The sequence below is a fragment of the Bacillus sp. JNUCC-21 genome (assembly GCF_041222765.1).
In the GTDB taxonomy this organism is placed as follows: domain Bacteria; phylum Bacillota; class Bacilli; order Bacillales; family Bacillaceae; genus Bacillus; species Bacillus velezensis.
The window spans coordinates 2,811,163-2,823,806 of record NZ_CP166019.1 but is presented as its reverse complement, the minus strand read 5'-3'; the positions used below and the strand labels follow the sequence as shown (position 1 = coordinate 2,823,806).

15 protein-coding genes are annotated in these 12,644 nt (G+C 48.8%); 13 read left to right on the top strand and 2 right to left on the bottom strand.

All coding sequences use genetic code 11. The features are described from left to right. The first annotated feature begins 42 nt into the window (after positions 1 to 42). Positions 43 to 486: a transcriptional regulator ThrR gene (gene thrR, locus JNUCC21_RS14125; RefSeq protein ID WP_007408173.1), complete on the top strand. Its 444-nt coding sequence runs from the start codon at positions 43 to 45 to the stop codon at positions 484 to 486. Positions 487 to 499: 13 nt separating this feature from the next. After that, on the top strand, positions 500 to 1,357 hold the full coding sequence (gene pheA / locus JNUCC21_RS14120; protein WP_003152668.1) for a prephenate dehydratase: 858 nt from the start codon (positions 500 to 502) through the stop codon (positions 1,355 to 1,357). Between the two features lie 26 nt (positions 1,358 to 1,383). On the opposite strand, the gene JNUCC21_RS14115 is transcribed toward pheA, so the two are convergent. Both JNUCC21_RS14115 and JNUCC21_RS14110 read right to left on the bottom strand, forming a co-directional pair. Further along, entirely contained in the window at positions 1,384 to 1,926 is a 543-nt protein-coding gene (locus tag JNUCC21_RS14115; RefSeq protein ID WP_012118101.1) for a transcription repressor NadR, read from the bottom strand. Continuing rightward, a complete protein-coding gene (locus tag JNUCC21_RS14110) occupies positions 1,923 to 3,074 on the bottom strand; it encodes an IscS subfamily cysteine desulfurase (protein ID WP_369878231.1) in 1,152 nt (383 codons plus the stop codon). Before JNUCC21_RS14110 ends, JNUCC21_RS14115 begins: the two co-directional genes overlap by 4 nt. A gap of 105 nt (positions 3,075 to 3,179) precedes the next feature. On the opposite strand from JNUCC21_RS14110, the gene nadB reads away from it, so the two are divergent. From nadB to queA, 11 genes are all read left to right on the top strand, one after another. After that, positions 3,180 to 4,745 (top strand): L-aspartate oxidase, encoded by a 1,566-nt coding sequence (nadB, locus tag JNUCC21_RS14105; RefSeq protein ID WP_369878230.1) that lies wholly within the window; start codon positions 3,180 to 3,182, stop codon positions 4,743 to 4,745. Next, positions 4,727 to 5,575 carry a carboxylating nicotinate-nucleotide diphosphorylase gene (gene nadC / locus JNUCC21_RS14100; RefSeq protein ID WP_033574179.1) on the top strand — a complete coding sequence of 283 codons (849 nt, stop codon included), beginning with the start codon at positions 4,727 to 4,729 and terminating at the stop codon, positions 5,573 to 5,575. Before nadB ends, nadC begins: the two co-directional genes overlap by 19 nt. 1 nt (position 5,576) lies before the next feature. Next, positions 5,577 to 6,680 carry a quinolinate synthase NadA gene (gene nadA, locus JNUCC21_RS14095; protein WP_324636563.1) on the top strand — a complete coding sequence of 368 codons (1,104 nt, stop codon included), beginning with the start codon at positions 5,577 to 5,579 and terminating at the stop codon, positions 6,678 to 6,680. Between the two features lie 126 nt (positions 6,681 to 6,806). Further along, a complete protein-coding gene (gene safA, locus JNUCC21_RS14090) occupies positions 6,807 to 7,997 on the top strand; it encodes a SafA/ExsA family spore coat assembly protein (RefSeq protein WP_369878229.1) in 1,191 nt (396 codons plus the stop codon). 148 nt (positions 7,998 to 8,145) lie between these two features. Beyond that, complete coding sequence (locus JNUCC21_RS14085) at positions 8,146 to 8,739, top strand: YhcN/YlaJ family sporulation lipoprotein (protein ID WP_061582037.1); 594 nt, start codon at positions 8,146 to 8,148, stop codon at positions 8,737 to 8,739. Positions 8,740 to 8,872: 133 nt separating this feature from the next. Beyond that, complete coding sequence (locus JNUCC21_RS14080) at positions 8,873 to 8,992, top strand: hypothetical protein (RefSeq protein ID WP_369878228.1); 120 nt, start codon at positions 8,873 to 8,875, stop codon at positions 8,990 to 8,992. Positions 8,993 to 9,124: 132 nt separating this feature from the next. Then, complete coding sequence (locus JNUCC21_RS14075) at positions 9,125 to 9,634, top strand: intercompartmental signaling factor BofC (RefSeq protein WP_025285052.1); 510 nt, start codon at positions 9,125 to 9,127, stop codon at positions 9,632 to 9,634. Between the two features lie 134 nt (positions 9,635 to 9,768). After that, a complete protein-coding gene (gene ruvA / locus JNUCC21_RS14070) occupies positions 9,769 to 10,374 on the top strand; it encodes a Holliday junction branch migration protein RuvA (protein WP_003152683.1) in 606 nt (201 codons plus the stop codon). Between the two features lie 10 nt (positions 10,375 to 10,384). Continuing rightward, entirely contained in the window at positions 10,385 to 11,389 is a 1,005-nt protein-coding gene (ruvB, locus tag JNUCC21_RS14065; RefSeq protein WP_007408185.1) for a Holliday junction branch migration DNA helicase RuvB, read from the top strand. Beyond that, positions 11,382 to 11,582 (top strand): DUF2905 domain-containing protein, encoded by a 201-nt coding sequence (locus JNUCC21_RS14060; protein ID WP_003152687.1) that lies wholly within the window; start codon positions 11,382 to 11,384, stop codon positions 11,580 to 11,582. Before ruvB ends, JNUCC21_RS14060 begins: the two co-directional genes overlap by 8 nt. 25 nt (positions 11,583 to 11,607) lie before the next feature. Further along, positions 11,608 to 12,636 carry a tRNA preQ1(34) S-adenosylmethionine ribosyltransferase-isomerase QueA gene (gene queA / locus JNUCC21_RS14055; RefSeq protein ID WP_032870552.1) on the top strand — a complete coding sequence of 343 codons (1,029 nt, stop codon included), beginning with the start codon at positions 11,608 to 11,610 and terminating at the stop codon, positions 12,634 to 12,636. Positions 12,637 to 12,644 lie beyond the last annotated feature (8 nt).

Genomic DNA, 12,644 nt, shown 5'->3' with positions numbered 1-12,644 from the left:
GCTTGCGTTGCAGGCTCTCTGATGTAAAAGGGAGGGGTGCAGGTGAAAGAAGAGACATTTTATTTAGTGCGTGAAGACGTTCTGCCTGATGCGATGCGAAAAACCCTTGAAGTCAAAAAGCTGCTCGACAGAAAAAAGGCTGAATCGGTTGCAGATGCTGTGCAGAAAGTTGATTTAAGCAGAAGCGCTTTTTACAAATACCGAGATGCGGTTTTCCCTTTTTACACGATGGTTAAAGAACAAATAATCACACTTTTCTTTCATTTGGAGGATCGGTCAGGCGCGTTATCCCAGCTTTTGCAGGCGGTGGCTGACTCAGGAAGCAACGTGCTTTCCATTCACCAGACGATTCCGCTTCAGGGCAGGGCGAATGTCACGCTCTCAATCAGTACGTCCGCAATGGAAGAAAACATTCATACGTTAATGAATAAACTGAGAAAATTTGATTTTATAGAAAAAGTTGAGATCTTAGGGTCAGGCGCGTAAGGAGAGAAGAGACATGAAAGTCGGTTATTTAGGGCCAGAAGCCACATTTACACATCTAGCAGTCAGTTCCTGCTTTCAAAACAGCGTGACACAAGCACCTTATCAAACAATACCGGCATGCATGGATGCGGCGGTTGCGGGAGAAGTTGATCTTGCATTTGTTCCTTTGGAAAACGCGCTGGAAGGCTCGGTTAACTTAACGATTGACTATTTGATTCATGAGCAGCCTCTTGCGATCGTGGGGGAAATGACGCTGCCGATTCACCAGCATCTGCTCGTTCACCCTTCGAGAGAAAATGAGTGGAAAAAGCTTGAGAAAATTTATTCTCATTCCCATGCGATTGCGCAATGCCACAAATTTCTTCACCGGCATTTTTCGTCCGTTCCTTATGAGTATGCGAAGTCAACAGGTGCGGCTGCCAAGTATGTCAGTGAGCATTCGGACCTTCCGATCGGCGTGATTGCAAATGAAATGGCCGCCGCTACATACGGATTGAGCATCGTGAAGCGGGATATTCAGGATTATCAGGACAACCACACGAGATTTGTCATTCTTTCACCTGAAAAAGACGTCTCATTCGAAGTGAATGCGAAACTGTCTTCACGGCCGAAAACGACGATGATGGTAACGCTTCCCCAAGATGACCAATCAGGTGCGCTGCACAGGGTGCTGTCCGCTTTTTCATGGAGAAACCTGAATTTATCAAAGATCGAATCGCGCCCGACAAAAACGGGTCTCGGCAACTATTTCTTTATTATTGATATTGAACAGGCGATGGATCAGGTTCTCATTCCCGGTGCCGTTCAAGAGATGGAAGCCCTCGGCTGCCGGGTCAAGCTTCTGGGAACATATCAATCCTATTCGATATAAAAAAAGCCCTTCAGGGGGCTTTTTTTTTAATCTTTTATTAAAATACCCGCGTCGTCCAGCGCTTGGCAGGCTTGGTCAATCCGCTCTTTTGTCGGGGCGCTTAACGTATGGAGGTGCACGCCTCCGGTCAGCTGTGAAAGGTAAGCGGCATTTGTCGAGTTAATGTGATCCATGAATTGTTTGACTTCTTTCCGTGTACTGACTCTTATGGCGGCGGTTAAATCGCCGTATACGGGGTGTTCAATTATGACGTCCTTTATGGTGACGCCTTCATCGACAATGAGTGCAAGCTCTTCTTCCGTCCGCTCCGGGCCGTGCAGACAGGCGACAATCCGTTCGGCATTTTTTTCGCCGCCGGCATTCATGCTGATGTATAAGTAGCCTTGGCTCGTCGCGATAATCGGCTCGTTTTTTGCTTTCAAAAGCGATATGTCCTGCACGATCACCTGTCTTGAGACATTTGCTTTTTTGGCCAATTCGCCTCCTGTTAATGGCGAGCCGGCTTCTTTCAGCCAATGAAGCAGCATGTCGCGTCTTTTCTCCCCAGTAAGCTTCGTTCCTTCTGTCAAATTGCTGATTCTCCTTTCTTTTGCTCCCATAGCGCCGTAAATGTATGTATCAGCATATCGAGCTGTTCACATGTTGTTTCGTTTCCGAATGAGATCCGGAAAAACTGCCGCGCTTCCCGTTCGGTTTTTCTCAGCGCCTTCATAGCTGAAGAAGGGCCGTGGCTGCCGGCGGAACATGCGCTCCCGGTTGAGATGCAAATATCGTTACGATTACATTCTAACATAATATATTGTCCTTCAAAGGAGTGAAAAAAACACCCGACAATGTGGGGCAGGCATTCACCGCCGGTTTCTTCCTCTGAAAATGAAATGGGGAGGCCTTGACGCCGAATTTGGTCATACAAATAATTCCTCAGCCTGTCAGCATGCTCACGGTGTTCCTCCATATGTTTCACTGCATACTCGGCAGCAGCGGTAAAAGCGCCGATGGCCGGCACATTCACCGTACCGGGCCTGAACCCGTTTTCATGCACGGTATGCGGATAAACCGGGTTCCAGCTGACACCGGGCCGAATGTAAACAGCCCCGGTGCCTTTCGGGCCGTATACTTTATGACCGGAGACGGAAAGGGCGTCGATTCCCTCCTGATCCGCATCAATCGGCAGTTTGCCGAAACTTTGAACACAATCGCAATGCAGCAAAATGTTTCTCTGGTGAAGAAAAGCGGCCAGACGATTCACAGGCTGGATGAGGCCGGTTTCTGAATTGGCGTGCTGTATGGAAACAAGCCCCGTGTCAGGACGGATATGAGCCGCCAGTATGTCCTCGGTTATAAGGCCGTTTTCGTCGGGATATATGATGGTGACATCAATTCCCCGGTCAGCTGAAAACGCCGCGGCATTATGGATCGAATGGTGTTCCATTGCGGTCGTAATAAAATGTTTTTTGTGATCGGGCAGACCCTGCAGCAATGATTGGACGGCCAAGATGTTCGCTTCCGTTCCGCCGCTTGTAAAGTAAATGCCGTCTGCCGCTCCGCCGATCAATTTGCCTGCAGAATGTCTGCAATATTCCAGCACGTCTGCCGCTCTTCCTCCGGCGTCATGAAGGCTGCTTGCATTGCCGTATACCTCTGTGCTGAGATGCTGAAAGACTTTCGCGGCTTCTTTGCTTAAAGGCGCTCCCGCCGCGTAATCAAGATAAATCATACAGCCCGTCTCCTATCCGTTTATGTTAAAAAAAGCTTGAGTTTATTTTATCGTTATGTAAATATAGGTGTCAAGACAGGTGTAAACATAACAGGAGGGTGATGTATGTCTGAAAAAACAATTATCGTCATTGGTTCGGGGACGGCGGCTCTTGCCTGTGCTTCCTCATTTCCTCCGTCATACCAAGTGACCGTCATCACGAAGAGAAACGTAACGAACAGCAATTCGCATTATGCTCAAGGCGGGATTGCTGTTTCATACGCAAAAGATGACTCCTTAGAATCCCATGTGAACGATACACTGTATGCGGGGTGCGGACACAATGACGTGACAGCCGTGCGGCATTTGCTGAAAAGCGGGCAGAGCATGATAAACAGGCTGATAGAAGGCCATTTCCCTTTTGATACGAAGTCGGACGGGACGTTTTGTCTCGGCAGGGAAGGCGCTCATTCCAAAAGGAGAATTCTGCACGCCGGGGGAGATGCGACCGGACGGATGTTAGTTGAGTTTCTGGTTCAGCAGCTGAGGGACGGCATACGGATCATTGAACACGAGACGGTTGTTGATCTGCTGATTGAACACGGACGATGCGCAGGCGTTGCCGTAAAGGATGCTTCAGGCGCTGTTTCTTACAGAAGAGCGGATTGTGTAGTGCTTGCATCAGGCGGCTGCGGCAGTCTGTACCAATATCACACAAATGATTCCGCCATAACGGGAGACGGCATCACTCTTGCCTTCCGCGCGGGAGCTGAGATCACGGATATGGAGTTCACCCAGTTCCACCCGACCCTCCTTGTGAAAAACGGGACTGTGTACGGCCTGGTTTCTGAAGCAGTGAGGGGAGAAGGCGGATATTTAGCGGATCGCTTCGGGCGCAGGATCATGGCTGGCAGACACGCGCTTGAAGATTTGGCGCCCCGGGATGTGGTTTCACGGGCGATTTATGAAGAAATGATGAAAGAAAATCCTGTTTTTATAAATTGCAGCCGAATAGCCGATTTTAAGAAACGTTTTCCGACCATAACAGAAATTTGTCAAACAGCCGGTGTTGATCTTGAAAGCGGGATTCCTGTAGCACCCGGAATGCATTTTTTAATGGGCGGAGTAAAAGCCGATACCTGGGGGAAAACGTCCGTGCCTGATTTGTACGCCATAGGCGAGACCGCCTGCACAGGATTGCACGGGGCGAACCGCCTTGCGAGCAACTCACTGCTGGAAGCGCTGGCAAGCGGGAAACGATGTGCTGAACATATCACTCAAACGCCGTTAAACGGAAGATATAAAAAAACCCCGAAGAAATCTGACGTCATCTTACAAGTGCCGGACACAACGCTTCATGTGCTCCAAGCCAAAATGACAACCGGAGCGGGCATTGTCAGGGAAAAAGAAAACATGCAGGCGCTGGCATCCTGGCTTAACAACGTATCTGTGCGTCATATAAATGTGAAGGAAATCACAATAGAACAAGCCGAGCTATCCTGCCTATGGAAGACTGCGCAACTTGTTGTGACCTCAGCCCTTATTCGGGAAGAAAGCAGGGGGGCTCATTTTCGCGCTGATTTTCCCGGGACGGAGAAAAAGTGGCACGGAAAACAAATCATTCATTCAACATCTGGAACAGCTATCAGAAAAAACGAAAGGATTGGGGAACTATGGACATTCTGCAGCTGAAACAAATGCTGACTCATTTTTTTCAGGAAGATATCGGAACGGGTGATGCGACGTCACAAGCGATTTTTTCTGATCAGCAATGTAAAGCGCGAATCATCGCAAAAACAGACGGCATGTTTGCCGGAGAAGCCGTTATCCGTGAAGGATGGAAGCTTTTACACGATGATATCCGCATCCGCTCCCTGAAAAAAGACGGAGAACGGATGAAAAAAGGAGACGTGCTCGCTGAAATAGAAGGCCAGGCGGCGGCACTTCTTACGGGGGAGCGGGTCATTCTGAATCTCATACAAAGAATGTCAGGCATTGCGACAATGACGGATGAGGCCAAAAGGCGTCTTGATGATCCGACTATCAAGCTTTGTGATACGAGAAAAACGACACCCGGGCTCAGAATGCTGGAAAAATACGCCGTTCGGGTCGGAGGCGGCTTTAATCATCGCTTCGGCTTATATGACGGCATCATGATAAAAGATAATCATATTGCCGCCTGCGGATCGATAAGGGCGGCCATGGAGCGGGCAAGAAAAACGGCGGGGCAGATGCTTGCGGTGGAAGTCGAAATCGAATCCGAACAGCAGCTGCTCGAGGCAATAGAAGCGGGTGCAGACGTTATTATGTTTGACAACTGTCCGCCTGAGTCCGTCCGGCGTTTTGCAGGTATGACACCGGGCCATATCAAAACGGAAGCATCCGGAGGCATAACGCTCGACACATTGCCCGCTTATAAAGGAACGGGGGTCCAATATATTTCACTCGGATTTCTGACTCATTCAGTAAAAAGCGCCGACATCAGCATGGATGTTGAGGCAGCGGAACAGGGGGATTTTTAAGATGTCTATTTTTGACGTGCTAACTGCATCAGCCGAAATGATGCCGAGCCATTATAAAGACATGAGCACAGGAGAAATGGAAAAGCGGGTCGCCGCCATTAAACGGGCTTTCGGAAAGCGCCTGTTCATTCCGGGGCATCACTATCAAAAAGACGAAGTAATACAATTCGCCGATACGGCAGGTGACTCTCTGCAGCTTGCTCAAGTGGCAGAAAAAAATAAAGAGGCGGAATATATTGTGTTTTGCGGCGTGCATTTTATGGCGGAAACCGCTGATATGCTGACTGATGATAACCAAACCGTCATTTTGCCCGACATGCGCGCCGGATGCTCGATGGCTGATATGGCAGATATTCAGCAGACGGACAAAGCATGGCAAGAGCTTCAAGAACTGTACGGTAACACCATCATTCCGTTAACATATGTTAACTCGACGGCGGAAATTAAAGCATTCGTCGGACGGCACGGGGGAGCGACCGTCACCTCTTCGAATGCCCGGAGTGTGCTGAAATGGGCTTTTAAACAAAAAGAGAGAATTTTATTTTTGCCGGATCAGCATTTAGGCAAAAATACGGCCTATGACCTCGGCATTCCGCTGACAGAAATGGCTGTATGGGACCCGGTGCAGAACCGATTGCTTACTGACCATCCGGAAAACATTAAGGTTATCCTTTGGAAAGGGCATTGCTCCGTACACGAAAAGTTTACAGCGGAAAATATTTCTCAGCTGCGGCAGCGGGATTCCGGCATCCGCATTATCGTTCATCCGGAATGTTCGCGGGAAGTGGTCTCGCTCAGTGACGACAGCGGGTCTACCAAATACATTATTGATACGATCGAACAGGCTGAACCGGGAAGCAAATGGGCGATCGGCACGGAAATGAATCTTGTTCAGCGCCTCATTCACTCGCATCCGGATAAACAGATTGAATCATTGAATCCCGATATGTGTCCGTGTCTGACAATGAACAGAATCGACCTGCCGCATTTATTGTGGTCGCTTGAGCAGCTTGAAAAAGGCGAGCCGAAAGGTGTCATTAAAGTTCCGGAAGCGGTTCGGACAGAAGCGCTTCGTGCTTTGAACAGAATGCTGAGTCATACGTAATCATAAAAATTTCCCCTCCTTCCCAAATTTTTTATCATCATGCCCAGTCCATCGGCATATAGTGTGAAGAAACGTATTGTAATGACAAATGTACCGTTCACGTTTTGTGCATAGGAGGGGAAAACGTTGAAAATTCATATCGTTCAAAAAGGCGATTCGCTCTGGAAAATAGCTGAAAAATACGGAGTTGATCTTGAAGAGTTAAAAAAACTGAATCATCAGCTTAGCAATCCAGACTTAATTATGCCTGGAATGAAGATAAAGGTGCCTTCAGAAGCCGTTCCGGTCAGAAAAGAACCTAAGGCCGGCTTCGGAACGTCTGCGCATAAGCATGAGCATCCATATGCCAAAGAAAAACCGAAATCAGTTGTGGACATTGAAGACACCATACCGGAAGAACCAAAGCCGTCAATTCCGTATGTGCCGCCAATCCCTGAAAAGCATGAAAATGTGCTGCCGGAAGCTGATATGAACCAATATTACCCGTCCAATCAGCTGTTTCAGCCGTGGTCGCCTCCTAAGCCGGAGGAACCGGTGACACATTTTGTCGAGCCGAAAGAAAAAGAGCATGACAATAACATTCCACAACAGGAGGAAATGATCAACATGGAAAACGCGAATTACCCGAATATGCCAAAGGCGCCTGAAGCCGGAAAGATGGAAGAAGAAAACGCCGCTTATCATCTGCCGAACATGCCAAACATTCCGAATGTCCCGTTTCCGAATATGCCGGCCGTTGAACCGTCTTTTATGCATTACCCGATGCCGTGCATGCCTTGTCCTTGTCCGGTTCCGGTGACACCGATGCTGCCGGGTTCGGGACTATGCCATCCGTGCTTCCCGGTAGGCGGAGGTTTCGGCGGTTTTGGAGGAGGTTTTGGAGGCTTTCCGGTCATGCCGATGCCGTTACCGTACGGATTCCATCATCCGGGATTTGGGCCGCATGCGGGTTACGGTGAATATGAAAACCAGGCCCATGAAAATGCAGAGCATTATGATGGTTCTGCATCTGGTTTCGGCGGTGCTCCGTACGGTCAAATGCCGTATTACGGCGGATATTCGTCACATTACGCAAACGCGCCTCATCATGATGGAAAATATAAGGATGATGATTGCGGCTGCCATGATTCACATCATCACCACCACCATCACCACGGTTCACATCACCATCACGCAAATATGCCTGTGCAGCCGTATCCGAATATGGGTGCAAACGCCGGATATTTTATCCCTTACGGCGGAGCAAATCCTAGTGCCGCGCCGAATCAGCCGAGTCCAAATCAAGTATTCGGACGGCCGGAGGAAGAAGAAGATTAATGTTTCGGGACGATGTATGTCGTTCCTTTTTTTATGTCCAACCGAGGAATGGACATAACTGACAAGCTTAAACCCGCCGCCCGCCGCGCATCCTAAACATGAGCGGAAAACGCTCAAAACAGCGATGAATCCACGGGGGGTTTTTCCATTGGGTAAAAAACTGATGACGATCGCGGGCGTTTTAGCCGTGACGGCAAGCTTAACGGCATGCGGAGCAAATAATGCCATGAATGACGGACGCTACAACCAGTCAACACGTCCGGTCGGATATTATTCGAATGATAATGGTAACGGCAGAGGCCAGTACGGAATGGACCATCAAGGACCCGTTTCTGAAATGATGGAAAACCGAAACGGCCGTCATAATACGACAAACGTGTCCGACCAGTACGCGCCTAATGACGGGGTTCCGTTAACGACGGACGGCACATATAACGGCCGAAATGCCAATACGCCGCCGGCAGCAATGTCTTATAATGGGTATGACAACGCCGAAAACATCAGGTTGGCGGCAAAAGTTGCAAACCGCGTGAAAAAAGTAAAAGGCGTACAGGATAGTCAGGTTATCGTGACTGACACGAGAGTCGTCATTGCCGTCAGAACAAATCATCCTTTTACGAAAAATGATGATAAACATGTCAAACATGCGGCCAAAAAATTCGCGGACGGCCGTACAATTCAAGTGTTTACCGACAACGCTACTTTTACAAAGCTGCAAGACATGAACCGAAACAGCCGTTAAACGGGACTGCCGGATGATTTCATCCGGCAGTATTTTTATGAATAAAGCTTCATCATTTCTTTACATATTCTTAAAACGCTCTTTATATTGCGGTGTTAACATAAAAGTAATAAAACGTAACGGAGGGGCCGGAATGAAAAAAACGGAGCATAACAAAAGCCGCGGAGCAAAAACTGTGTATCTGACCGTAAGGGGATACCGGCTCAAACTGACGCCCGGACAAATGAAACTGATTTCAGCCGGCCGGGCATAATCATCGCAGCAGCCCTCATTTAGAGAGCTGCTTTTTTTCGGCTGAAACAGACAAATGAAAGAAAACGATTAAGCACCGGCATCTTTGGTCAAACTAGCATCAAGAGTTTGATTGAATAAAGAGGTGTTATTGGTGAAACGAATTTGCGGTGCTCGTCTATTGTTTATGCTTGTCTTATCGGCTGCAGTCCTGATTTGCGGAGGAAAAGGCGCATACGGGGCGGAGGTTGAGCATTACGGGCCGCTTCGGGTGCACGTCCAGCTGGAAAAGGTCTATCTTGACGGTGATGTCGGCATTGAACATACGGATGAAACCGTTTTAGCGATGGAGGATTTTTGGGCCGCATATGCCGGCTGGACGCTCGTTGAGCAGAAAAAAGGCTTCGTCCTTTTCCGTAAGCATGTTGATGACATTTCTCCGCTCAGTAAGGTTAACGGTTATATCGGGGTCACGGACGGGGGCGTCATCTCCACTTTTCACGGCCGTCCCGGATCGCTGGCCGAGCCGATTCAGTCTTTCTTCCAGATTGATATAGAAAGGCTGGAAAGCCGATTGCAAAAGCACTTGGAACACGGCATACCGTACAGGACAAAAGCGGAGTTTGAGAGCGTGATCGATCATATTAAGACTTACAGCGGCTGACTTTGACGCAAGACATGTGACACATGTCTTTTTTTTCTGAATGGAAGGTGTCAAAGCGAACATACGTTAACTTTTCTATAAGACTTTGGCTGTTTTTGTGTTACAATGATAAGCAGTCAAAGAGGTGAATAGGTGTGATTGAATTCGTGAAGGGGACGATTGATTATGTATCTCCCCAATACATCGTGATTGAAAACGGCGGAATCGGCTATCAGGTCTTCACTCCGAATCCGTTTATTTATAAGGTAAGCAATCAAGAGACCATTTTTACGTATCATCATATAAAAGAAGATGCCTTTTCTTTGTACGGTTTTTCAACCCGGGAAGAAAAAGCGCTTTTCACAAAGCTGCTGAACGTCACCGGCATCGGGCCGAAAGGGGCGCTCGCCATCCTCGGTTCCGGTGATCCCGGAGCCGTCATCGAAGCGATCGAACAGGAAGATGAAGCCTTTTTGGTGAAATTTCCGGGTGTGGGCAAAAAAACGGCGCGGCAGATTATTCTTGATTTGAAAGGCAAACTGGCCGACGTCGTGCCTGAAATGATTGACAACCTGTTCAATCATGAAGCGCGCATTGAAAAACAAGAGGCTGAAACGGCGCTTGACGAGGCGCTTGAAGCGCTCCGGGTTCTCGGCTACGCCGAAAAAGAAATTAAAAAAGTGCTTCCTCACTTAAAAGAGGAAACGGCGCTTTCAACAGATCAATATGTGAAAAAAGCATTGCAAAAATTATTAAAGTAAGGTGATGTTCATGGATGAACGGCTCGTTTCAAGTGAAGCAGACAGCCATGAATCAATAATCGAGCAAAGCCTCAGGCCGCAGAATCTCGCCCAGTATATCGGCCAAAAGAAGGTGAAAGAAAATCTGCGCGTGTTTATCGATGCGGCGAAAATGAGGCAGGAAACGCTGGACCACGTTCTTTTATACGGGCCTCCGGGTCTCGGGAAAACAACGCTTGCGTCTATCGTGGCCAATGAGATGGGTGTGGAGATGCGGACGACATCAGGTCCCGCCATCGAAAGACCGGGAGATTTGGCAGCCATTTTGACGGCGCTCGAACCAGGGGATGTGCTGTTTATAGACGAAATTCACAGGCTGAACCGCTCAATTGAGGAAGTGCTGTACCCGGCGATGGAGGATTTCTGCCTTGATATCGTCATTGGAAAAGGCCCGTCCGCCCGCTCCGTCCGTCTCGACCTTCCCCCTTTTACGCTTGTAGGAGCAACGACAAGGGTCGGATTATTGACCGCACCGCTCAGAGACCGGTTCGGGGTGCTGTCGCGCCTTGAATACTATACGCAGGAAGAGCTGACAGATATCGTGTCAAGAACGGCTGACGTTTTTGAAGTGGATATCGAAAAAGCACCGGCTCTGGAAATCGCCAGACGGTCAAGGGGAACGCCGCGGGTTGCAAACCGGCTTCTCAGAAGGGTGAGAGATTTTGCCCAGGTGCTCGGCGACAGCCGCATCACGGAAGAAATCGCTCACGACGCGCTCGAACGTCTTCAAGTCGATGCGCTCGGCCTTGACCATATCGACCATAAGCTGCTGATGGGCATGATCGAAAAATTCAGCGGGGGTCCCGTCGGCCTTGATACGATTTCCGCGACAATCGGCGAAGAACCGCATACAATAGAGGATGTGTACGAACCGTATCTGCTGCAGATCGGATTTCTTCAGAGGACGCCGAGGGGACGGGTCGTGACTCCGGCTGTGTATGAACATTTTCGATTGGAGGCGCCCGCCCGTGACTGACTTTCCGAAGGTTCTCATGGTTCTCGGTGCCGTTTTGCTTATTGCCGGCGCAGTCTGGCACTTTGTCGGAAGGCTGCCCGGAGATATTTTCGTTAAGAAGGGAAATGTTACATTTTTCTTTCCCGTTGTCACTTGTATTGTGATCAGTGTGATACTATCCATTCTGCTTAATTTTTTCGGCAGAATGAAATAACAATAGACAGAATTAAGGTGAAATGATGAAAGTCGATTTATTTGATTTTGAACTGCCTGAACGCCTCATTGCCCAAGTGCCGCTTAAAGAGCGTGACGCATCGCGGCTGATGGTGCTCGACAAACAGACGGGCGGGCTGACGGACAGTTCATTTAAAGAGATTGTAAGCTTTTTTAATGAAGGGGATTGCCTCGTCTTGAACAATACCCGTGTGCTGCCTGCAAGATTATTCGGCACAAAAGAAGATACGGGAGCGAAAGTGGAGCTTCTGTTATTAAAACAGGAAGAAAATGATACATGGGAAACGCTCGTAAAGCCGGCGAAACGCGTAAAAAAAGGAACGGTCCTGACATTTGGCGACGGCCGGCTGACAGCGGTCTGCACGGAGGAGCTTGATCACGGAGGCAGAAAAATAGAATTCCGGTATGACGGGATTTTTTACGAAGTGCTTGAATCACTCGGTGAAATGCCGCTGCCTCCTTATATTAAAGAGCAGCTTGATGATAAAGAACGGTATCAGACCGTCTTTTCAAAAGAAATCGGATCTGCCGCAGCTCCGACGGCCGGACTTCATTTTACGGAAGAGATTCTGGACGAGCTGAAGCAAAAAGGTGTGCGGATTGAATTTATCACACTTCATGTGGGACTCGGCACATTCCGCCCGGTCAGTGCGGATGATGTGGAAGAGCATAACATGCACGCGGAATTTTATGAAATGACGGAAGAAACCGCCGCCTCTTTAAACGAGGTCAGAAAGGCGGGAGGGCGTATCGTGTCGGTCGGGACGACATCAACGCGCACCCTGGAAACCATTGCCGGCGAGCATGCCGGCGTATTTACCGCTTCAAGCGGCTGGACGTCCATCTTCATTTATCCGGGATATGAATTTAAAGCGATTGACGGTATGATCACCAATTTTCATCTGCCGAAATCTTCCCTTATCATGCTCGTTTCTGCGCTTGCAGGCAGAGAGCATGTTCTATCCGCCTACCGTCATGCGGTAGAAGAGGAATATCGTTTCTTCAGCTTTGGCGACGCCATGCTGATTATCTAATTTGAATG

Bases quoted from the DNA above. Each gene is read 5' to 3' on its own strand.
- pheA (WP_003152668.1), top strand. From the start codon at position 500: ATGAAAGTCGGTTATTTAGGGCCAGAAGCCACATTTACACATCTAGCA.
- JNUCC21_RS14110 (WP_369878231.1), bottom strand. From the start codon at position 3,074: ATGATTTATCTTGATTACGCGGCGGGAGCGCCTTTAAGCAAAGAAGCC.
- nadB (WP_369878230.1), top strand. From the start codon at position 3,180: ATGTCTGAAAAAACAATTATCGTCATTGGTTCGGGGACGGCGGCTCTT.
- nadC (WP_033574179.1), top strand. From the start codon at position 4,727: ATGGACATTCTGCAGCTGAAACAAATGCTGACTCATTTTTTTCAGGAA.
- nadA (WP_324636563.1), top strand. From the start codon at position 5,577: ATGTCTATTTTTGACGTGCTAACTGCATCAGCCGAAATGATGCCGAGC.
- JNUCC21_RS14080 (WP_369878228.1), top strand. From the start codon at position 8,873: ATGAAAAAAACGGAGCATAACAAAAGCCGCGGAGCAAAAACTGTGTAT.
- ruvB (WP_007408185.1), top strand. From the start codon at position 10,385: ATGGATGAACGGCTCGTTTCAAGTGAAGCAGACAGCCATGAATCAATA.
- queA (WP_032870552.1), top strand. From the start codon at position 11,608: ATGAAAGTCGATTTATTTGATTTTGAACTGCCTGAACGCCTCATTGCC.